Source organism: Streptomyces rimosus subsp. rimosus (assembly GCF_000720725.1).
GTDB lineage: Bacteria > Actinomycetota > Actinomycetes > Streptomycetales > Streptomycetaceae > Streptomyces > Streptomyces rimosus_A.
Genome location: NZ_JOCQ01000006.1, coordinates 66,967 through 86,542, shown reverse-complemented (window position 1 = coordinate 86,542; position 19,576 = coordinate 66,967). Strand labels below are relative to the sequence as shown.

The 19,576-nt window shown below is 73.1% G+C and carries 18 protein-coding genes; 8 read left to right on the top strand and 10 right to left on the bottom strand.

Annotation, left to right across the window (positions count from 1 at the left end):
- Positions 1-19 precede the first annotated feature (19 nt).
- From IH45_RS0104795 to IH45_RS01000000143170, 3 genes are all read left to right on the top strand, one after another.
- Positions 20-2,020 (top strand): primary-amine oxidase, encoded by a 2,001-nt coding sequence (locus tag IH45_RS0104795; protein WP_030661814.1) that lies wholly within the window; start codon positions 20-22, stop codon positions 2,018-2,020.
- Positions 2,021-2,264: 244 nt separating this feature from the next.
- Positions 2,265-2,930, top strand: coding sequence for a molybdopterin-dependent oxidoreductase (locus IH45_RS0104790; protein ID WP_234440424.1), 666 nt, complete (start codon positions 2,265-2,267; stop codon positions 2,928-2,930).
- Positions 2,914-3,591 (top strand): cytochrome b/b6 domain-containing protein, encoded by a 678-nt coding sequence (locus IH45_RS01000000143170; RefSeq protein ID WP_030661810.1) that lies wholly within the window; start codon positions 2,914-2,916, stop codon positions 3,589-3,591. The genes IH45_RS0104790 and IH45_RS01000000143170 overlap by 17 nt, the downstream gene beginning before the upstream one ends.
- Here IH45_RS01000000143170 and IH45_RS0104780 read toward each other — a convergent pair.
- From IH45_RS0104780 to IH45_RS0104760, 5 genes are all read right to left on the bottom strand, one after another.
- Positions 3,588-4,487 (bottom strand): phosphotransferase family protein, encoded by a 900-nt coding sequence (locus IH45_RS0104780; protein WP_030661808.1) that lies wholly within the window; start codon positions 4,485-4,487, stop codon positions 3,588-3,590. The genes IH45_RS01000000143170 and IH45_RS0104780 overlap by 4 nt on opposite strands.
- A gap of 105 nt (positions 4,488-4,592) precedes the next feature.
- Positions 4,593-5,717, bottom strand: a complete 1,125-nt coding sequence (locus IH45_RS0104775) for a sensor histidine kinase (RefSeq protein WP_030661806.1) — start codon at positions 5,715-5,717, stop codon at positions 4,593-4,595.
- A gap of 73 nt (positions 5,718-5,790) precedes the next feature.
- Positions 5,791-6,627 carry a winged helix-turn-helix domain-containing protein gene (locus IH45_RS0104770; protein ID WP_078897247.1) on the bottom strand — a complete coding sequence of 279 codons (837 nt, stop codon included), beginning with the start codon at positions 6,625-6,627 and terminating at the stop codon, positions 5,791-5,793.
- 4 nt (positions 6,628-6,631) lie between these two features.
- Positions 6,632-7,189 carry a DM13 domain-containing protein gene (locus IH45_RS0104765; protein ID WP_030661803.1) on the bottom strand — a complete coding sequence of 186 codons (558 nt, stop codon included), beginning with the start codon at positions 7,187-7,189 and terminating at the stop codon, positions 6,632-6,634.
- Positions 7,190-7,303: 114 nt separating this feature from the next.
- Positions 7,304-8,266, bottom strand: coding sequence for a hypothetical protein (locus tag IH45_RS0104760; protein WP_030661801.1), 963 nt, complete (start codon positions 8,264-8,266; stop codon positions 7,304-7,306).
- A 435-nt stretch (positions 8,267-8,701) separates the two neighbouring features.
- Between IH45_RS0104760 and IH45_RS0104755 the strand changes: the two genes are divergently transcribed.
- On the top strand, positions 8,702-10,000 hold the full coding sequence (locus IH45_RS0104755) for a TolB family protein (protein WP_030661798.1): 1,299 nt from the start codon (positions 8,702-8,704) through the stop codon (positions 9,998-10,000).
- A gap of 361 nt (positions 10,001-10,361) precedes the next feature.
- Here IH45_RS0104755 and IH45_RS0104750 read toward each other — a convergent pair whose 3' ends face one another.
- Positions 10,362-10,772 (bottom strand): hypothetical protein, encoded by a 411-nt coding sequence (locus IH45_RS0104750; RefSeq protein ID WP_030661795.1) that lies wholly within the window; start codon positions 10,770-10,772, stop codon positions 10,362-10,364.
- Between the two features lie 103 nt (positions 10,773-10,875).
- On the opposite strand from IH45_RS0104750, the gene IH45_RS0104745 reads away from it, so the two are divergent.
- Positions 10,876-12,255 (top strand): cytochrome P450, encoded by a 1,380-nt coding sequence (locus tag IH45_RS0104745; protein WP_030661792.1) that lies wholly within the window; start codon positions 10,876-10,878, stop codon positions 12,253-12,255.
- 468 nt (positions 12,256-12,723) lie between these two features.
- Positions 12,724-14,349 carry an ABC-F family ATP-binding cassette domain-containing protein gene (locus IH45_RS0104740; RefSeq protein WP_030661789.1) on the top strand — a complete coding sequence of 542 codons (1,626 nt, stop codon included), beginning with the start codon at positions 12,724-12,726 and terminating at the stop codon, positions 14,347-14,349.
- Positions 14,350-14,431: 82 nt separating this feature from the next.
- Here the strand turns inward: IH45_RS0104740 and IH45_RS0104735 are convergent, their stop codons facing one another.
- Positions 14,432-14,818, bottom strand: coding sequence for an NUDIX domain-containing protein (locus IH45_RS0104735; protein WP_234440422.1), 387 nt, complete (start codon positions 14,816-14,818; stop codon positions 14,432-14,434).
- Positions 14,819-14,872: 54 nt separating this feature from the next.
- Positions 14,873-15,577: an HAD family hydrolase gene (locus IH45_RS0104730; protein WP_030661782.1), complete on the bottom strand. Its 705-nt coding sequence runs from the start codon at positions 15,575-15,577 to the stop codon at positions 14,873-14,875.
- A gap of 153 nt (positions 15,578-15,730) precedes the next feature.
- On the opposite strand from IH45_RS0104730, the gene IH45_RS0104725 reads away from it, so the two are divergent.
- Complete coding sequence (locus tag IH45_RS0104725; RefSeq protein WP_030661779.1) at positions 15,731-16,231, top strand: DUF6314 family protein; 501 nt, start codon at positions 15,731-15,733, stop codon at positions 16,229-16,231.
- 79 nt (positions 16,232-16,310) lie between these two features.
- Here the strand turns inward: IH45_RS0104725 and IH45_RS0104720 are convergent, their stop codons facing one another.
- Positions 16,311-17,222, bottom strand: coding sequence for a phosphotransferase family protein (locus IH45_RS0104720; protein WP_032916798.1), 912 nt, complete (start codon positions 17,220-17,222; stop codon positions 16,311-16,313).
- Between the two features lie 205 nt (positions 17,223-17,427).
- Between IH45_RS0104720 and IH45_RS1000000146225 the strand changes: the two genes are divergently transcribed.
- Positions 17,428-18,180, top strand: a complete 753-nt coding sequence (locus IH45_RS1000000146225) for a class I SAM-dependent methyltransferase (protein ID WP_234440421.1) — start codon at positions 17,428-17,430, stop codon at positions 18,178-18,180.
- Positions 18,181-18,186: 6 nt separating this feature from the next.
- Here IH45_RS1000000146225 and IH45_RS0104710 read toward each other — a convergent pair whose 3' ends face one another.
- On the bottom strand, positions 18,187-19,515 hold the full coding sequence (locus IH45_RS0104710) for a DegT/DnrJ/EryC1/StrS family aminotransferase (RefSeq protein ID WP_050514537.1): 1,329 nt from the start codon (positions 19,513-19,515) through the stop codon (positions 18,187-18,189).
- Between the last annotated feature and the right edge of the window lie 61 nt (positions 19,516-19,576).

The following is a 19,576-nucleotide window of genomic DNA, read 5'->3' as shown; positions in this document are numbered from 1 at the left end:
GCGTGAGGAGAGCTGACCGATGGCACGCAGCGCCATGGACCCGCGGGACGCGGGCAGAGCGTCCACCGCCCCGGGAACGCCCGCATCCGCCCCGCACCCGCTGGACCCGCTCACCGCCGACGAGATCACCGCCGCCCGCGGGATCCTGAGCGACGCGGGGCTGGTGGGCGCCACCACCCGCTTCCCCCTCGTCCTGCTGGACGAGCCGGACCGGCGCACCGTCACCGCGCACCGCCCCGGCGCCCCGGTCGTCCGCCGGCTGCGCGTCACCTTGCTGGACACCGCGACGGGCGCCAGTACCGAGGCGGTCGTCGACGTAACAGCCGGCACGCTGCTCGCGCACCGCGGCCTCGACCCGGCGGCGGACGGCCAGCCGCCCGTCCTCTTCGAGGAGTACGAGCGCTGCGACGCGATCGTCAAGGCCGACCCGGGCTGGCGCAAGGCCATGGCCGAGCGCGGCATCACCGACACCGGGCTCGCCGTCTGCACCCAGCTCGCCGTCGGCAACCTCGGCCGCGCCGAGGAGACCGGGCGCCGCATGCTGCGCTCGCTGACGTTCCTGCGCTGCGAGGCCACCGACAACCCGTTCGCGCACCCCGTGGGCGGCCTGGTCGTCGACGTGGACCTGACCGAGCGGCGGGTCGTACGGCTGGTGGACACCGGCGCGGTACCGGTCCCCGCCGAATGCGGGCGCTACGAGGCCGGGTTCAACGGCCCGGCGCGCACCGACCTCAGAGCACTGGAGATCAGCCAGCCCGACGGCCCCTCCTTCGCCCTGGACGGACACCGCCTCTCTTGGCAGAACTGGTCGCTGCGGCTGGACTTCAACGCCCGCGAGGGCCTGGTCCTGCACGAGGTCTCCGTCCGGGACGGCGACCGCGTACGGCCCGTGCTGCACCGCGCCTCGCTCGCCGAGATGGCCGTTCCGTACGCCGATCACGGCGCGGACCGCAACTGGATCTGCTACCTGGACGTCGGCGAGTACACCCTCGGCCGCAACGCCAACGCGCTGCGGCTGGGCTGCGACTGCCTCGGCGAGATCGTGTACGTGGACGCCGTCGTCCCCGACGACCACGGCGTGCCGCGGACGCTGCCCAACGCCATCTGCATCCACGAGGAAGACCACGGCCTCCTGTGGAAGCACACCGACATGTTCCACGATTTCGCTGCCGAGAGCCGCCGCTCCCGCCGTCTGGTCGTCTCGTACATCGTCACGCTCAGCAACTACGACTACGGCTTCTACTGGTACCTTTACCAGGACGGCGGCATCGAGTTCGAGGTCAAGTCGACCGGTGTGGTGCAGACCTCGGCGTCCGCACCGGGCACGGTCTCCCCGTACGCCACGGAGGTCGCCCCCGGCCTCCAGGCGCCGTACCACCAGCACCTGTTCTGCGCCCGGCTGGACCCGGCGGTGGACGGCCACGCGAACACGGTGGAGGAGGTCGATGTCGTTCCGCTCCCCATGGGCCCGGACAACCCCAACGGCAACGCCTTCACCGTCCGCGCCACCCCCGTCACCGACTCCGGCGAGGCGGGACGCCTGGCCGACCCGGCCGCCGGGCGCCGCTGGCGGATCACCAACCCGTCCGCCCGCAACCGGACCGGCCGGCCCGTCGCGTACACCCTGACCCCGCAGCCGTCCGGCCCCACCCTGCTCGCCCGGCCGGACTCCCCGGTCGCCGCCCGGGCCGCCTACGCCACCAAGCACCTGTGGATCACCCGCAGCACCCCCGACCGCCGCTTCCCGGACGGCGACTACCCCAACCAGCACCCCGGCGGCGCGGGCGTCACCGCGTGGTCGCGCCCCGGCGAGTCCCTGGAGAACACCGCCCTCACGCTCTGGCACTGCTTCGGGCCGACCCACCTGCCGCGCCTGGAGGACTGGCCGGTCATGCCGGTCGACCGCTGCGGCTTCACCCTCCGGCCGACCGGCTTCTTCGACCGGAACCCGACGCTGGACCTGCCGCGCGAGAGCGGCGGGGGAGGGCGGGAAGGGCACTGCCACGCCCAGGAAGGGTGACGGCCGCGAAAGATGACGAAAGCCTGACGTCCCGTCCGGAAGGCTGGCCGGGCCCCCGGCGGGGTGCTCGAATCGAGGCGTGACCCCGCACGACAACACACCTCCGAACGATCACGCGTCTGCGCATGACCGTGCGCCTGCGCACGACAGCGCGCCCATCGCCGGGCACCGCACCGCCCGGCACCGCACCGGGCCGGGGGCCGACGGACACGGCACCCCCGTCGGCCGCCGCCTGGTGCTCGGCATGCTCGTCACCGGCGTCGCGGGCATCGCCACGGCGCCGTACCTGCAACAGGCGTACGACAACACGCTCGGCGCCGCCGCGCGGAACGACCCCACCGGCCTGACCGGACTGCTCCCGGCGAGCGGCGGCTTCCGCTACTACTCGGTGACCGCCTCCGTACCGGCCAAGGACGCCCGCACCTACCGCCTCACGGTGGGCGGCCTGGTCGAACGCCCCACCACGTACCGCCTGTCCGACCTGCGCGCGCTGCCGCAGACGCGCCTGGTGCGCGACGTGCAGTGCGTGACCGGCTGGCGGGTCCCGGACACGCCCTTCACCGGCGTACGCCTGCGCCGCCTCCTGGACGCGGCAGGGGTACGGCCCGGGGCGAAGGCTGTCCGCTTCACCTGCTTCGACGGCGCGTACAGCGAAAGCCTCACGCTCGAACAGGCCCGCCGCGACGATGTGCTGATCGCTCTCACCATGCAGGACAAGCCGCTGCCGCACGCGCACGGCGGGCCGGTGCGGCTGTACGCCGCGCCGATGTACTTCTACAAATCGGCGAAGTGGCTCTCCGGCATCACCGTCACCGAGCGGGTCGAGCCGGGGTACTGGGAAGAGCGCGGCTACGACGTGGACGCGTGGGTCGGCCGCTCGAACGGACGCGACGATGCGCCGACCGTCTGAGCGCGCAGCCGGTTGGGCACAGGCACCGGTACGGGCGGCAAGCGCGCGCGTACGCCGCTTCACGCCCGCCCAGCGCTGGGTGCACCGCGCCACCGCCACCCTCATGGCCGTCTGCGTGCTGACCGCGGGCTGCCTCTACGTCCCGCTCCTCGCCCAACTCGTCGGCCGACGGGCGCTCATGGTCACCGTCCATGAGTGGTCCGGCCTGCTGCTGCCCGTACCGCTGCTGCTCGGCCTGGCCTCGCGCGCGCTGCGCGCCGACCTGACCCGCCTCAACAGGTACGGGCCGCACGACCGCCGCTGGCTGCGTTCCGCGCTGCGTCGCGGGTCCGACCGGCCGGCGGGCAAATTCAACGCGGGCCAGAAGCTCTACGCCGCCTGGCTGGCAGGCGCGGTCCTGGTCATGGCCGGTACGGGCCTGCTGATGTGGTTCACCCACCTCGCCCCACTGCTCTGGCGCACCGGCGCGACCTTCGTCCACGACTGGCTGGCGCTGGCGGTCATCGTCGTCATCGCGGGCCACGTATGGCGGGCGTACGGCGACCCCGAAGCACGCCGGGGCATGCGGACCGGAGCCGTCGACGCGGCATGGGCACGGCGGGAGCATCCGTTGTGGGCACCGGAGGAGGAAGCAGAGGGCCTGGACCGCCGCGCGCGCTAGGAGTGCTGTCCCGGCCCGTCCAGGGCAGTCGGCTCCCACGCACGCCGCAGCTGTGTACGCAGCAGCGGCAGCGGGCTGTCGTCCTGGCCGCTGAGCCGGTCGGAGAGGAGCGTCAGCGTGTCGCAGCGGGCCAGTTGCAGCGCGCGGGCGCACGCGCCGCGGTCGAATCCGGCGGCGGTCGCGATACGTACGGCCGCCACGGCACCGACCGAGATCGCGAGCCCGGCGACGTCCTCGGCGGCGTCGCCGGTCACCGCGTCCGTCCAGTCCAGTACGCCGCTGATCCGGCCGTCCCCGGCCACGAGCAGGTGCTCGCCCTTGAGGTCGTTGTGCACCAGGCTGGCGGGCGCCGTCGCCTCCTCCGCCTCTCGTACGCGCAGCCTCGGCAGCCACGCGGTGTCGAACTCACCGCGCGCCGCCACCGCTTCCGCCGCCGCCGAAGCCCGCCGCAGCAGGCCGGGCATATTGCGCGGCGCCTCCGGCGGTACGCCCAGCGCCTCGGCGTCCGCCACGGGCACCTGCGCCAGCCCGACGAGCAGCCGCGCGAGATCGTCCTCGCCCGCCGCCGGGACCGGGCGCTGCTCGGCGGAGACCCCGTCCAGCCGGGTGTCGAGGGTGAACGCGCGCCCACGCGCCCAGTTCCCGTTCGCGACGCTCTGCGGTACGGGCACACCGAGCCGGTCCCCGATCAGCTCGCGCAGCGCAAGCTCCCGGCGCAGGCGCTCCGACCCGCCGGAGTCGAGCGCGCACCGCGCCACATGGTCCGGGCCCACCCACCAGGACGCGTGGTCGCCGCCTTCACCGATGGGCCGGATGTCCGCGGCGTGCACTCCGGGCACGACGTCCTGGACCAGTCGGGCCACTTCTGCCGCGTCCGGCAGGTGTTCCTCCATCATGATCGCCATCATGCCGCAGGGCGGGGCCGCGGTGGGGTGACGGCAGGCCGGTACTGCCGTACGGGTACGCGTATACGCTGTTCAACGGGTACGCGCGCGCGACGTTCACCCGTCGGGGAGGTCGACCTCGAACCGGCAGCCGCGCTCCGTGTTGCGCACCGTGGCCCGCCCCGCGTGTGCCTCGACGATGCCGCGGACGATCGCCAGGCCCAGCCCGGCGCCGCTCCCGCCGTCCGCGCGCGGCGTACGGGCGGGGGCGCCGCGCCAGCCGGTGTCGAAGACGCGTGGCAGATCGGCCTCCGGGATGCCCCCGCAGCCGTCCTCCACCGCGAGCACCACCCGGCCGTCGGCACGCCGCGCCGCCACCGCGACCGTGCCGCCGTCCGGCGTCGCCCGGATCGCGTTGACCAGCAGATTGCCCAGCACCCGGGTGATCTGCTGCGCGTCCACCCGGACCGGTACGGCCGCCACCCCGCCGTCCACCAGGCGCACCCCGCCCGCGGCGGCCAGCGGCCGGGCGCCCGCGAGCGCGTCGTCCACCAGGTCGTACACCGACACCCGGGACGGCGTCAGCGTCAGCGCGCCCGCCTGGATGCGGGAGAGCTCGAAGAGGTCGTCGACCATGCCGGCCAGCCGGTCCACCTCCACCCGGATGCGGGCGTGGTAGCGGGCGGCGTCCGCGCCCCGCACCACGCCGTCCTCCAATGCCTCGGCCATCGCCCGCAGGCCCGCCAGCGGTGTGCGCAGGTCGTGGGAGATGCCCGCGATCAGGTCGCGCCGGGCGGTGTCCAGCGCGCGTTCGCGCTCCCTGGCCCGTGCCAGCCGGGCACTGGTCTCCTCCAACGCCTCGGCCAGCGTGGCCAGTTCAGCTGTCGGTGGCTCGGCGGGCGCGGCGAACCCGCCCTCGCTGCCGACCGTACGCGCCGCGTCCGCCAGCTGCCGGCTGCCCGCGGCGATCCGGCGGCCGAACAGCAGCGCGGCGGCCAGCGACACCAGCCCGGAGACGGCGACCACGGCCATCACCACGCCCAGGTCGTGCGCCGAGAGGAACATCGCCTGGGCCACCGCGACGGTTCCGGCCGCCATGGTGACGACCGCCAGCGCCCCCGCCGCGAAGAGCGACAGCGCGACGGAGTGGCGGCGCAGCACCCGTACGGCAGCGGCGGCCGGCAGCCCGGCCGCCACGGCGCCGAGCGCGGCCAGCGCGACGATGACGAGGAAGTCGTTCACGGGCGGGGGCCTTCGGCAGGGTTCATGGGCGGTGACCTACGGCAGGGTTCATGGGCGGGGCCTTCGGATGGGTTCACGGGCGAGGGTTTTCGGTGGGTGCGGGCGGGGTGTTCGAGGCCGTACGGCCGTCGCCCGCGCCGCCCTCCGGGTCGAAGCGGTACCCGGCGCCCCACACCGTGACGATCAGTCGCGGTGCCGCCGGATCGTCCTCGATCTTCTCGCGCAGCCGCCGCACGTGCACGGTCACGGTGGACAGGTCGCCGAACTCCCAGCCCCAGACCTGGTGCAGCAGGTCCTCCCGGGCGAACACCCGCGCCGGGTTGCGCATCAGGAAGAGCAGCAGGTCGAACTCGCGGGCGGTCAGGGACAGCGGGCGCCCCGCCCGTACGGCGTGGCGCGCGACGGGGTCCGCGGTCAGGTCGCCGGCCCGTACGGGCGGGACCGGGGTGGCGGCCGGCGGGGCGGCCTCCGCGCGGCGCAGTACGGACCCGATGCGCAGCACCAGTTCGCGGGGGCTGAACGGCTTGGTCACGTAGTCGTCCGCACCCAGCTCCAGGCCCAGGATGCGGTCCGGGGCCTCGCCGCGGGCGGTGAGCATCACGACGGGGACCGGGACCGGGGCCGGGTCGGGCGCGGTGGCGTGGGTACCGCGCAGCCTGCGGCACACCTCCAGACCGTCGAGGCCCGGCAGCATCAGGTCCAGCACCACCAGGTGCGGGCGGAAGGACGCGGCCCGGTCGAGGGCCGCCCAGCCGTCGGCGACGTGCTCGGTCACATACCCGGCGCGCGTCAGATAGCCGGTGACGACCTCGGCGACGGTCGGGTCGTCCTCGACGACGAGGATGCGCCGGGGCGGTGCGGCGGGCACCGGGCCGGGCGGCGGGTCGGCGGGCGGGGAGGTTCGGCTCACGGGATCAGCGTGCCATCGCGGCCGCCGCCGGGAGGTCGGCGGCGCCGAAGGAGACGGAGAAGCGGTGGCACCAGATCACCACGCTGCGGAAGGCGGCGGGGTCGGTGCCGGCCGGCACGGCGTAGTTCTGATTGCCGAGGTTGCCCTTGAGCTTGCCCAGCTCGACGGCGCCCGCGCCGAGCCCGTGCTCGGCGTCGGCGGCGCCGCGGTGCGACAGATACACCCGTACGTCCGGTCCCTCGGACGTCTTGAGGTCCTCCAGCCGCACCACCCGGCCGCCGTCCGCGAGGCGCAGGGCGCGGGCGGTGCCGCTGGTGGGGTGCTCGTGGGAGACGAAGGAGCCGCGGGCTGTCGGCATCTTCATGCCGTCCGTGTCCTGCATCTGCCCCATGGCGGAGGAGGTGGCGGACGGTGCGGCCTCGTCGACCGTGGTGTTCGTCAGGGCCTTCCACGGCTGGAAGAGGTAGAGCGCGACGGCCGCGACGGCCACGGCCACGAGGAGGGCGGGGACGACGACGGCGCGGCGCAGCAGTGGGGAGCGGCGGGGTGCGATGGGTTCCATGCGTCCAGCCAAGCGCGTGGAGCGGGCGGCCGGGCTTCCTGGACCAGGTCCGTAAGACTCCGGTAATCCTCCAAGGCACGGGCCGCCGGAGAATGCCGCCGCCTGAGCGAGCTTTCATCGCGAGCTGGGCGACGACAACCGCGTACGGACGAGCGCGCCCAGCATCGCGGCGCCCGTCCCCACCGCTGCCACGTGCAGGACTGCCGCGAGTACGAGTCTTTCCGGCAGGGTGGCACCGGCCGGTTGCGCGATCGCCAGGTACAAGGTGAAGGGAAGCTTCCAGCCGCTCCATGCGAACAGCGAGCCCGAGCCGAGCCAGCCGAGCACCATCGGCACCCATCGAGGGACCTGTGCGGGCCTGCCGCGGACGACAGCCCAGGAAGCGGCGGAGGCCACGAGCGCCCAGCATCCGAAGACCCCGGACAGCAGGTGCCAGGCGAGATCCCGCTCGCCGCGGTGGGCGACACCGGCGGTGCCGCCCACCGCCCAGTACAGCCAGACGAGACCGACGGTGGCGCCGACCACGGCCGTCCACGGCGGTGCCGTCGGTGAGTCGCGTCTGCTCGGTAAACCCCCTGCACCGTCCCCGAGCCGACCCGCGAACGCCTCCGGCCAGCGCCTCCGCAAGTACGCGGGCAGCGCGACGGCCAGACCCAGCCCCATGCCCACGAACCCTATCTGGATCAGCGCGGCCTCCCAGCCGGGCATCGACGGGCCCGCGTCACTCCCGCTCTTGCGGTCGCCGTCCGCCGAGACCAGCAGCGAACCGAGAACGGCATACGGCAGGACCGGGACGAGGAACCCCGTACCGACCCAGGCGCAGAAGACCAACGGCGCACCCGGAATGCGCATCCCCCACGACCGCACCAGCGCGAGTGCCACCGCGATCCCGACCCCCGCCATACCGATCGTCGCGCTGTTGAGCACCACCCACTCCGCCTTGCCGAACCCGCTGCCGACCGGCAGCAGCCCCAGGAGCGAACCGGCCACCCACGACACCTTGATCAGCAAGTACGGCGTCAGCGCGAGCGCCGCCCCGTACGCCGCAATCCGGCCGGCCCGGTCCCATCTGTCCACTCCAACCCCCGTGTTACGCGGTGAAGTTCGAGTCTCATGCGCCCTGGCCTCCACGGGCGTCGACCGCTGGGCGCATCCAGGTCATCAGCCAGGGGGAGCGCACATCGGCTGATGGGATGATGCGCAACGGGGGCGGGAGCATCCAGGGGTGGGACCTTGGTGCGGGACCTCGAAGTGGGGCCTTGGTGTGGAGACTTGGCGCGGGCGCTTACACCCATCGCGTCCCGTCGCGTCCAGGCGGGCACTCCGGCAACGGCCGTATCCGTAGCGGAGTCGCCCTCGCTTTTCGTTGACCAGAGGCTGACGGGGCTGTTGGCTGCCTTCGCGTACTCGATGCGCATATGCCCGTATTCCGTACCGTGATTCCGTACCGTGCGAGGGGGATCCACCATGCGTCACCCCGGTCGACGACTCGATCGACTCAGAAGTGCCGCCGTGGCGGCGGCGTTATCGGCCGGCTTCGCGACCGCCCTGCCGCCGACCACGGCAGCGGCGGACGCCCGGCAGCCGCGCACCGAGCAGGTGAGCGTGGCGCAGGACGGCACCCCGGCCGACGCGGCCGTGGACAACGGGCGGATCAGTGGGGACGGGCGGTACGTGGTCTTCACCTCCCGGGCGACCAACCTCGTCCCCGGGGCCGCGGGGGACCGGGTGAAGGTCTTCCTCAAGGACCTCCGCACGGGCCGGGTCGAGCTGATCAGCGCCACCCCGGACGGCGCGGTGGCCGACGACGACTCCTACGCGGACAGCATCAGCGCGGACGGGCGCCACGTCGTCTTCTCGTCCGCCGCCACCGACCTGACCGGCACCGTACGTACGGGCCACCGGTCCGATGTGTACGTCCGCGACCGCGCGACCGGCCGCACCGAGCTTCTCGTGCCCAGTGCCGACGACTCCCCGGCCGCGCGCAGCACCAACGGGCAGATCAGCGACGACGGCCGCCATGTCGTCTTCTCCTCCAACCGCAAGGACCTGGTGCCGGGCGGCGACAGCACCGACTACCTCTACGTGCGGGACCGCCGGGAGGGGACCACGGTGCGCATCGGCGGCCCGCTGGCATGGGGCCGCTACACCTCACCGGTGATCAGCGCGGACGGACGCAGGGTCGGCTTCAAGTCCAACGGCGTCCCCACGGGCCCGTCCGGTACGGAAGGGAGGCCCGGGCTCCGGCGCCCTTCCCCGGACCGCCAGTTCTACGTGTACGACATCGGCAGCCGCCGAATCCGGCTCGCCGCCTGGGGCCTGGGGGGAGAGGACCTGCGGGCCGACCGGATCAGCCTCAGCCCCGACGGCCGTCACGCCCTGTTCTCCTGCACCTCGCCGCGCGTCGTGGAGAACGACACCAACGAGAAGGCGGACGTCTTCGGCACAGACCTGGTCACCGACAACGTACGGCTGCTGAGCCTGCGGGCCGACGGCACGCAGGCCGACGGCAGCTCGGCGACCGGCGCGTACATGAGCGCCGACAACCGGAAGGTGTACTTCGCCTCACGGGCCACCGATCTGGTGCCGGGCGACACCAACGGCGTCGACGACGTCTTCGTCCGGAACCTGGTGACCGGCGCCGTCGACCGCGTCAGCATCGGCGCCGACGGCACACAGCGCACCGACCACGCCCGCCTGCTGGGCGTCGACCGCGCCGGGGACACCGTGCTCTTCGGCAGCTCACCGGACCAGGCCACCCCCGGGGGGCCCGCTGCGGTGGCTCATCTCTTCGTACGCCACCTGAACTGAGCCTCGGCCCGGAGGCGGAGGCGGAGGCGGAGGCGGAAGTGGCGGCGGAAGTGGCGGCGGAGGCGGAAGCGGAAGCGGCGGTGGAGGCTGCGGGCCGGAGGGGCTAATCGCGCGCCTTGGGAGACGAATCGAACGTGGTCGTTCCCCCGGCGGGGGCTTACCCGGGGGTGGCGTGGGCGAAGCCTCTCCGGGCGGAGGTCGGCCGTACGTCCCGAGGGCTAATCGCGCGCCTTGGGAGACGAATCGAACGTGATCGTCCCCCCGGCGGGGGCTTACCCGGAGGAGGTGCGGACGAAGCCCCCGAGCCGAGTTCGCGCCGAGCCCGCGCCGAGCCCGCCCCGCCCGAGCCCGGTACCCACTCTCACCCCTCCAGCCCCTCCCGCACCCGCCGCGACACGGTGAACTCGTACAGGTCCAGCACGCCGGGCGGCTCCGCGAGGCCGGGGCCGCCGGCGCGTATCCAGGCGGCCACGTCGTCCAGCGCCGCGTCGTCGTTGACCAGCCCCAGCCACACCGGGCGCCCGCCCGCTGCCCGGCCCGCGCGGGACGGCTGGACCACCACGACGTTGGCCTGGTCACAGACGTCCAGGCACTCCGAGGCGCGGACCTCCGCGGCGCCCGCCAGCGCGGCCCGCAGCCGCGGGATCTGCGCCGCGTGGTCCACACCCGGGACCTTGCGCGGGTCGCCGCAGCAGCAGCCGCGGCAGACGGTGACGCGGCAGGGGGCTTCGGCGGGCTGGCGGCCGGCACGCTTGTTGATCATTCGGCCCATGCTACGCGGGGCAGGTGCTGATCATTCGGTCCGTGCTGCGCGGGGCAGGTGTTGATCATTCGGTCCGTGCGGCTCGGGGTAGGCCGGGGTAGGTATCGCCCTCATGACCCTCACCACACGCTCCGGCCCGGCGATACCGGGCCCCCGGGGAGTACCGTTCCTGGGCTCGATGTTCGACCTGCGGCGCAGCACGCTCGACACATTCGCGCGCGCCCGCCGCGACCACGGCGACCTGGTGCGCTTCTCGGCCGGCCCACCAGGCCTGCGCAGCGTCTTCTACGGGGTGTTCTCGCCCGAGGGCAGCCAGCAGATCCTCGCCTCCGAGGCCGCCAACTTCCGCAAGGACCACCCGTTCTACGAAGAGGTCCGGCAGTCCTTCGGCAACGGCCTGCTGACCAGCCAGGACGCCGACTACCTGCGCCAACGGCGCATCGTGCAGCCGCTGTTCACCAAGCGCCGGGTGGACGGCTACGCGTCGGCCGTGGCAGCCGAGGCGCAGGCCGTTGCCGAGCGCTGGCGGACCGCGCCCGGCGGCACGGTCGACCTGGTGGGCGAGATGAACCGGCTCGCGCTGCGCACGGTCTCCCGCATCCTGTTCGGCACGGACGTGGAGGCCGCGGTCGCCACCGTGCACCGCTGCTTCCCGGTGATCAACTCGTACGTCGTACGGCGCGGCTTCTCGCCCCGCAACCCGCCGCGCCACTGGCCCACCCCCGCCAACCGCCGGGCCGCCGCCGCGACGGCCGAACTGCACGCGGTCTGCGACCGGATCGTGGCCGGGCGTCGGGCCGCCGGCGAACCGGGCGCCGGCGCCGACCTGCTGTCCCTGCTCAGCCATGCGGGCAACGCGGCGGACGGCGGCCTGGACGCCACCGAGGTCCGCGACCAGGTCCTGGTCTTCCTGCTCGCCGGACACGAGACGACCGCGACCTCGCTCGCCTTCACCCTCCACCTGCTCGCCCGGCACCCGGAGGAACAGGCGCTGGTACGGGAGGAGATCGACGCCGTACTGGGGGACCGGGAGCCGGAAGCCGCCGACCTGGAGCGGCTGCCGCGGCTGACTATGGCCCTCAAGGAGGCCATGCGGCTGTACCCGGCGGCGCCCGTGGTGAGCCGTCGTGGTGTCGCGGCCACCGAGATCGACGGCCACCGGATACCGGACGGCGCCGACGTGATCGTCTCGCCGTGGGTGACCCACCGGCACCCCGGCCTGTGGGAGGACCCGGAGCGCTTCGACCCGCGGCGGTTCACCCCGGAGCGCGAGGCGGCGCGCCACCGCTACGCGTGGTTCCCGTTCGGCGGCGGGCCGCGGGCGTGCATCGGGCAGCACTTCTCGATGCTGGAGTCGGTACTGGCGGCGGCGGTTCTGCTGCGCTCGTACGAGCTGACGGCGGTCGACCGGGAGGTGCCGCTCACCGCGGGGATCACCTTGCAGGCGGCCGGGCCGGGGCGGGTGCGGGCGCGGTCGCGGGAGGCGGGCTGAGGCCGGGGCCGGGGTCGGAGGGGCGGGTGACGCCCCTCCGGCCCTCTGCCGCCTCTCCGCCACCCCTCCGCCCCTTCGCCGTGCCGCCCCCTCCCGCAAATGCTACGGAAATAGCGTTTGCGTTTTCGTGGTGCGCCCCGTAACGTTCTTCTCGGCCCCATTGCCGTCGACAGGAGAAGGCCGTTGCTCGTCTGAGGTCATGAGACACCGCGCCCGCGGCGCGAGGTGCGAGAGCGTGCGAAGAGCACGACCGGCACCCGCTGCGCGGCCCTGTCCACGACCTCGGCGATCCGCAATGTACGGCCCGCCCTCCGCCCGGCTTCACCGTTCTCGTGACGTCAGCGTTCTCGTAACGTCGGCGTTCTCGTGACGTCAGCGTTCTCGTGACGCCGGCCCGGCTCTCTCGTGGACCTTCGTGGTGTCTCCCGCGCCGTCCCCCGTACCTCCGCGCGCACCGAGGAGACCCGTATGACCACCTCTTCCACCTCTCCCGCCACCTCTGCCGCCATCGTCTGCACCGGCCTCGGCTTCGCCTGGCCCGACGGCACCCCCGTACTGGAGGACTTCGACCTGGCCGTCGGCCCCGGGCGCACCGGCCTCATCGGCCTCAACGGCGCGGGGAAGTCAACCCTGTTGAAGCTCTTCGCCGGGGAGCTGCGCCCCACCGAAGGGGCAGTGAAGGTGACCGGCGAGATCGGCTACCTGCCGCAGAACGCCGCCCTGGACACCAGGACGCGGGTGGACGCGGCCCTCGGCATCGCCGGGACCCGCGCCGCCCTGCACGCCATCGAGAACGGCGATGCCGGCGAGGCCAACTTCACGGCGGTCGGCGACGACTGGGACGTCGAGGAGCGCGCTCGCGCCGCCCTCGACCAACTCGGCCTGCATGCCATCGACCTCGACCGCACCGTCGGCGAGGTCTCCGGCGGCGAGTCCGTCCTGCTGCGGCTGGCCGCGCTGCTGCTGCGCCGCCCGGAGGTGCTCCTGCTGGACGAGCCGACCAACAACCTGGACCTGGCCGCCCGCCACCGGCTCTACACCGCGGTGGAGGGCTGGTCCGGCGCCCTGGTCGTGGTCAGCCACGACCGCGAACTGCTCGACCGGGTGGACCGTATCGCCGACCTGCGCGGCGGCGAGGTCCACTGGTACGGCGGCAACTTCACCGCGTACGAGCAGGCGCTCGCCGTCGAGCAGGAAGCGGCCGAGCGCATGCTGCGGGTCGCCGAGGCCGACGTGGCGCGGCAGAAGCGCGAACTGGCCGACGCGCACATGAAGCTGGCGCGCCGGGTCCGCTACGGCAACAAGATGTACGCGCAGAAGCGCGAGCCGAAGATCGTCATGAACAGCCGCAAGGCCGCGGCCCAGGTATCGGCCGGCAAGCACCGCACGATGCACACCGAGAAGCTGAAGGAGGCCAGGGAGCGGCTGGGCGAGGCCGCCGAGGCGGTGCGGGACGACGACGAGATCCGCGTCGACCTGCCGCGCACCGAGGTGCCGCCGGGCCGCGAGGTGCTGACCGTACGAGGCTTGCGGACACGCTACGGCGCGTACGCGAACCTCGAACTGCGCGGCCCGGAGCGGGTCGCCCTGACCGGGCGCAACGGCTCCGGCAAGACCACGCTGCTGCGGACGCTCGCGGGCGAGATCCCGCCCGAGGAGGGCACGGCGGGGATCTACGTGCCGCACCGCTACCTGCCGCAGCGGCTGGACGTCCTGGACGACGGGCTGACCGTCGTCGAGAATGTCGCGCGGTTCGCCCCGGAAGCCACCAACAATCTGATACGGGCCCGACTGGCGCGGTTCCTTTTCAAGGGCGCCCGTGCCGACCAGCAGGCGGGCACGCTCTCCGGGGGCGAGCGCTTCCGGGCCGCCCTCGCGGCCCTGATGCTGGCCGAGCCCGCGCCCCAGCTCCTCATGCTGGACGAGCCGACGAACAACCTCGACATGGCGTCGGTGCGCCGACTCGTCACGGCGCTGGACTCCTACCGGGGCGCACTGATCGTGGTCAGCCACGATCCGGCGTTCCTCCGGGAGATCGGTATCACCCGCTGGCTCGCGCTGGACGGCGAACTGACCGACACCGAGCCGATGTAACGCCACCCGGGCGGCGCACGGCGCACGACCTCCGCCGTGCGCCGCCCCTCACCCGTACGAGACCTTGACCCGTGTGGTCCCCTCACTGCTTCGGGAACAGCGCCAACGTCTCGGTGCACTGCGAGTGCAGCGGCGACGGCAGTGCGCCGGGCGCGAACCAGCCCAGCTCGTCGAACTTGTGCGGCTCGCCGATCCGCACCTCGTCCGGGCGCACCCGGACCGCGAAGACCACGGCGACCCAGTGCGATTCCACCGGCTCGCCGCGCAGTACGTTGCGCACCCCGAGCTGGGCGATCTCCAGCGGCGTCGCGCGGTACTCCTCGTACACCTCACGCGTCACCGCAGCCTCGAAGCTCTCGCCGAACTCCAGCGCTCCGGCACCGCAGTCCCACGTCCCCGGCTCGTCCCGGGCCCCCGCGCCACGCCGCGCGAGCAGCACCCTGCCGCCGCCGTCGTGACACACGAACACACACGAAACCCGGAGCATCCCGCCGGCCTCAGCCATCGCCCGCCCTCCCGCCTCTCAGAAGTGCCGCAGCAACTCGGCGAATTTCTCCAGATGCAGCACCTTCTCATCGGCCGGGTCGAGTACGCCGTGTTCCAGCACCCACGTGTTGTCGTTCGGGATGAACACCGCGTTCAGGCCCGCTTCCCGGGCCGGCAGGATGTCCGACTTCGGGGAGTTGCCGATCATCCAGGTGACCGACGGCGTGAGCGCGTACGTCCGCACCAGCTCTTCGTACGTCCCCACGTTCTTCTCCGGCACGATGCGGACGTCGCGGAAGTGGTGCGCCAGCCGCGACACCTCCACCTTCCGCCGCTGCTCCGCCGCGTCCCCCTTGGTCAGCATCAGCAGCCGGTGCCGCCCGGCCAGCTCCGCCAGCGTCTCGGCGACCCCCGGGATCAGCTCCACCTCGTCCGCCTCGAAGGCCCGCGCCCAGCCCGCGATCCGGGCCAGCTCCCCGGCGTCGGCCTCCCGCCGCCGGACCCGCCGGACACACTCGCCGAGGCTGCGCAGGAACACCTTGCTGCCGTAGCCGTGCACCGCGGCGTTGGCCGCCTCGATCTCGTCCAGCAGGGCCCGTACGCCGTCCCGGCCCAGCTCCGGATGGTTCAGCCAGGTCAGGAACTCCTCGATGACCCGCTCGAAGATCACGTTGTTCTCCCACAACGTGTCGTCGGCATCGAAGACCAGCACCTGCCGCGCCCGGCGCACCCCGCCGCCCACTGCGCTCACACCGTTCTCCTCGTACGCACCGTCGTCCGGCCCGGGCCGGCTCTCTACCTCGCGGCACCCTACTGACCCGGCGGACGCGGACGCACGGCAATTGTCCGGCGGCCCGCCCGCGGTACCGCGGCCGCCACCGGGGACAATGGCGCCATGTCGACAGAGCACGACGGCACGCCCGCACCCGGCGGCCGGTACCCGGCCCCGGACGCCGCCGCGTACCTGGCCGGCTGGTGGACCATCGACCGCACCGTTGCCGACGTCCGTACGGGCACGCAGGGCACCTTCCACGGCACAGCGCACTACCACCCGGAAAACCCCGGAGCCGGTACCGCGCCCGTCCCCCTCCGCCACATCGAAGAGGGCCACCTGACCTGGAACGGCACCACCACCCCCGCCACCCGCACCCTCCGCCTGCACCCCCGCCCCGACGGCACCGCCGCCATCACCTTCGCCGACGGCCGCCCCTTCCACGACCTCGACCTCCGCACCGGCCACTGGACCACCCGCCACCCCTGCGCCGCCGACCTCTACGAAGGCGAGTTCACGGTCGTCTCGGAGGGGGAGTGGCATCTGACGTGGCGGGTGGGCGGTCCGGCGAAGGAGCAACTGCTGCGCTCGGTGTACCGGAGGACGGATCGTCCGTCGGCCTGAGAGCCGGGCCCGGACACGAGCCGAGGGGAGCTGCCACGGCGAGCGAGATCGCCGCTACGGCCGAGATCGCCGCTACGGCTCAGCCCCGCCCGTCCAGCAGAGCGGTGACATAGGCGTCCAGCCGCTCCTCCACGACTCGCGTCGTCAGCTCGGTCCTCCCTGCCTCCCGCCACACCTGCGCCACCTCCCGCACTTCTTCCGAGCTCGCCAGTCCGTCCCGCACCTGCCAGTACAACCGGTCCTTCGCGGTCGCGGCCAGCACCCCGCCGGCCTCCTCGTACGCTTCGAAGAACCGCAGTCCCCACGCCGGGCCGTGCAGCAGCGCGAGATTGGTGGAGCAGTGCGCCACATCGAGATCCGTCGGCCCCCAGGAGGTCCCTGCCCAGTCGACGACCCCCGCGATCCGGACCCCGGCCGGCCCTGAGGCGTCGAACAGCACGTTCCCGGGCTGGAAGTCCCGGTGCAGATACCGCCCCTCATAGGGCGGCGCGGGCTCGCGGATCACGTCGATTGCCGCGGCCCATGCCGCCGTGTCGGCACCCTTCGGAGTGACGACGGTGTCGGCGGTCGTCAACGTCACAAACTTCCGGGGCCGTTCGGATTCGGCGGGCCGCAACGCGTGAATGGCCACGAGTTGCCGGGCCAGCAGGGGAATGCGCGCCTCCACACCCTCGTCGCCGAGCACCGTCCGGCCCGCCAGATGCGTCATGAGGAGCGACGGATACTCGCAATACGCGGCGGTCGGATCGACCGCGACCAGTCCGGGGGCCGCCACATCGGTCCCCGCGAGCAGGCTCAGGGCACCGGCCTCCCTGCTCAGCGAGTCCTCGGCCTGCTCGACGTAGTACGGGTCGACGAAGGTCCGCAGCACCAGGTGACGGGCGCCTCCGCCCCGCGTGCCAACGGTCAGCCTCCGCATTTCGGCAGTGATGCCGCCGTGCAGCGCCTCGATTCCGACGACCCGCTCGCCGTCCTCCAGATGGCGGCCCACCCAAGCCAGTGTCAACGGTCGGACAGTCGCTGTCCCGTCATCATGGATCACCGTGCCACCTCAGCACCCGCACACCGACACCCGCAAAGCGTTTTACCGGAGACGAGACCGACGCTGTTCTGCCGAGGGCCTGCGCGACGAGGGGCGCCGCCCAACACCGGAAAACCGTTCGCCCACGCTCACCAGCGCCCCTACCGTCCGCACCGTGACGCCTCCAGCCAACCCCCGATCCGCCAACCCTGAATCCGCCAACCCCGAATCCGCCAACCCTCAATCCGCCGGCTCTCAATCCGCCGGCTCTCAATCCGCCGCCCCGGAATTCCCCAACCCCAAAGCCCTCGTCCGCCGCGGTTACGACATCGTCTCCCACGCCTACCGAGCCGACGACGCCGAGGACGACACGTACACGCCCTGGATCGCCGCCCTGCTGGAGCGGCTGCCGGGCGGAGCCGATGTGCTCGACCTCGGATGTGGGTGTGGTGTGCCCGTCGCGCGGGACCTGAGTGGGGCCGGGCACGCCGTGGTCGGGGTGGATGTGAGTGAGGTGCAGGTGCGGCGGGCCCGGGGGCTTGTGCCGCGGGCCCGTTTTCGCCGGGCTGATGCTGTTGACGCCGACTTTCCTTCCGCCTCGTTCGACGCCGTTGTCTGCTTGTACATGCTGATCCATCTGCCGCTCGCCGAGCAGCCGGTGCTGCTGTCGCGGATCGCCGGGTGGCTGCGGCCCGGTGGCACCCTGCTGGTGGTCGCCGGGGACGGGGCCTGGACCGGGATCGAGGAGGACTGGCTCGGGGGCGGGGCTCCGATGTGGTGGAGCCATCCCGGTAAGGAGACCTACCGGGAGTGGATCACTGCGGCCGGGCTGTCCGTGGAAGGGGAGGAGTTCGTGCCGGAGGGGGATGGCGGGCACGCGTTGTTCTGGGCGCGGAAGCCCGGAGAGATCGATGAAGGGCTGGGCTGAGGTATCTCATCGGGCCGTGCCCCAGTCCTCCGGGTCCAGGACGGCTGCCATTCGGTCCAGGGTCCGGTCGGTCATGCCGGGGCGCAGGGGGAGGCAGACGGCGTGCCGGACGAGGTGCGCCGCGGTTCGTGCGCCCTGTGGGCGGTCGGGGGGTGCCGGTACGGCGCCGAGGGAGGTCGGGCGTGCGGCGTCGAAGCCCGCGGCGCGCAGCCGGGTGGTGGTCGCGTCGGGGTCGGGGGTGGGGACGGCGCACAGCCAGTACGTGTGTACGGGTGCGGCCGCGCCGTAGACCAGGGACGGGGCGGGCAGGCGTGCCACCAGCCGTCGTGCCACCTCCGCCCGCTCGGCCACCGCCCGCGCGATGTCCGGCGCGCGAAGCCGCCGGTCCAGGAGGTCCAGCAGCGCGGGGCTCGGGCGGTGCCGGATCGCCGGCATGAGATCCGTACCGGCGAAGGCGCCGACCGTGTTCTGGAGGCCGCTCGCGTGGTCGTGTCCCAGCAGGCCGACGGCGGTCACCAGGCCGGTGTAGACCGGCCGCGTGGTGAGCAGTGCGAGAGAGGCGTACTTGGCGACCCGGCGCGCCTGCGCGTCCTGTGTCTGCACCGGCCACTCCTGGTGCAGCGCGCGCATGGCCGCAAGCAACCCCGGATTGCGTACGACGGCCACCGCGCCGCCCAGCGCCGTGGCGGTCTTGAGCGGACCGAAGCTGAACAGCGACATGTCGGCCTTCGGGCTGCCCCGGAAGCCGGGGCCGCTGTATGCCTGGGCACAGTCCTCGATCAGCAGCCAGCCGTGTTGGGCGGCCAGCTCCGCCAGTGGGTCCAGCGGGGTCTGGGTGCCGAAGAGATGGGCGACGACTACGGCGCGCGTGCGCCCGGTGGCGGCTGCCGCCCATTGCCCGGTGGTGGGCAGCAGTGTGCCGGCGTCGAGGTCCACCGGCACCGGCACCAGGCCGTGTTCGGTGACGATGCGCCACATGTCGGGGATCGTGACGGCGGACATCAGCACCTCGCTGCCGCGTGGCAGCGAGGCGGCGGTCAGGGCCAGGTCCAGCGCGCTGCGGACGGATAAAGCCGACAGGCAGGGGGCAGGGCCGCCTTCGTCTGCCGGCCGGTCTTCGTCTGCCGGCCGGACGGCGCCCCCCTCCGCCCGTACGTCCCCCTCCGCCCGTACGTCCCGCTCCGCCTGTACGCCCCCCTCAACCCGTACGCCCCCTTCCGCGAACCGCCGTTCCACGGTCGCCGCCCACCGGTCCGCGTCGCCCTCGCGCCCGCAGGCCGCCAGCGCGTACGCGAGATCCGGCCATCCGATGTCGAAGTTCCTCGGTGGATACACCGCACACCTCCTCACCGGGACAGACGCACGGCGACGCCCCGTACCTGACCCACAGCGGCCC

Excerpts from the sequence above, each read along its gene's own strand:
- IH45_RS0104795 (WP_030661814.1), top strand. The coding sequence starts at position 20 with ATGGCACGCAGCGCCATGGACCCGCGGGACGCGGGCAGAGCGTCCACC.
- IH45_RS0104790 (WP_234440424.1), top strand. The coding sequence starts at position 2,265 with ATGCTCGTCACCGGCGTCGCGGGCATCGCCACGGCGCCGTACCTGCAA.
- IH45_RS01000000143170 (WP_030661810.1), top strand. The coding sequence starts at position 2,914 with ATGCGCCGACCGTCTGAGCGCGCAGCCGGTTGGGCACAGGCACCGGTA.
- IH45_RS0104780 (WP_030661808.1), bottom strand. The coding sequence starts at position 4,487 with ATGATGGAGGAACACCTGCCGGACGCGGCAGAAGTGGCCCGACTGGTC.
- IH45_RS0104765 (WP_030661803.1), bottom strand. The coding sequence starts at position 7,189 with ATGGAACCCATCGCACCCCGCCGCTCCCCACTGCTGCGCCGCGCCGTC.
- IH45_RS0104750 (WP_030661795.1), bottom strand. The coding sequence starts at position 10,772 with ATGGGCCGAATGATCAACAAGCGTGCCGGCCGCCAGCCCGCCGAAGCC.
- IH45_RS0104745 (WP_030661792.1), top strand. The coding sequence starts at position 10,876 with ATGACCCTCACCACACGCTCCGGCCCGGCGATACCGGGCCCCCGGGGA.
- IH45_RS0104740 (WP_030661789.1), top strand. The coding sequence starts at position 12,724 with ATGACCACCTCTTCCACCTCTCCCGCCACCTCTGCCGCCATCGTCTGC.
- IH45_RS0104725 (WP_030661779.1), top strand. The coding sequence starts at position 15,731 with ATGTCGACAGAGCACGACGGCACGCCCGCACCCGGCGGCCGGTACCCG.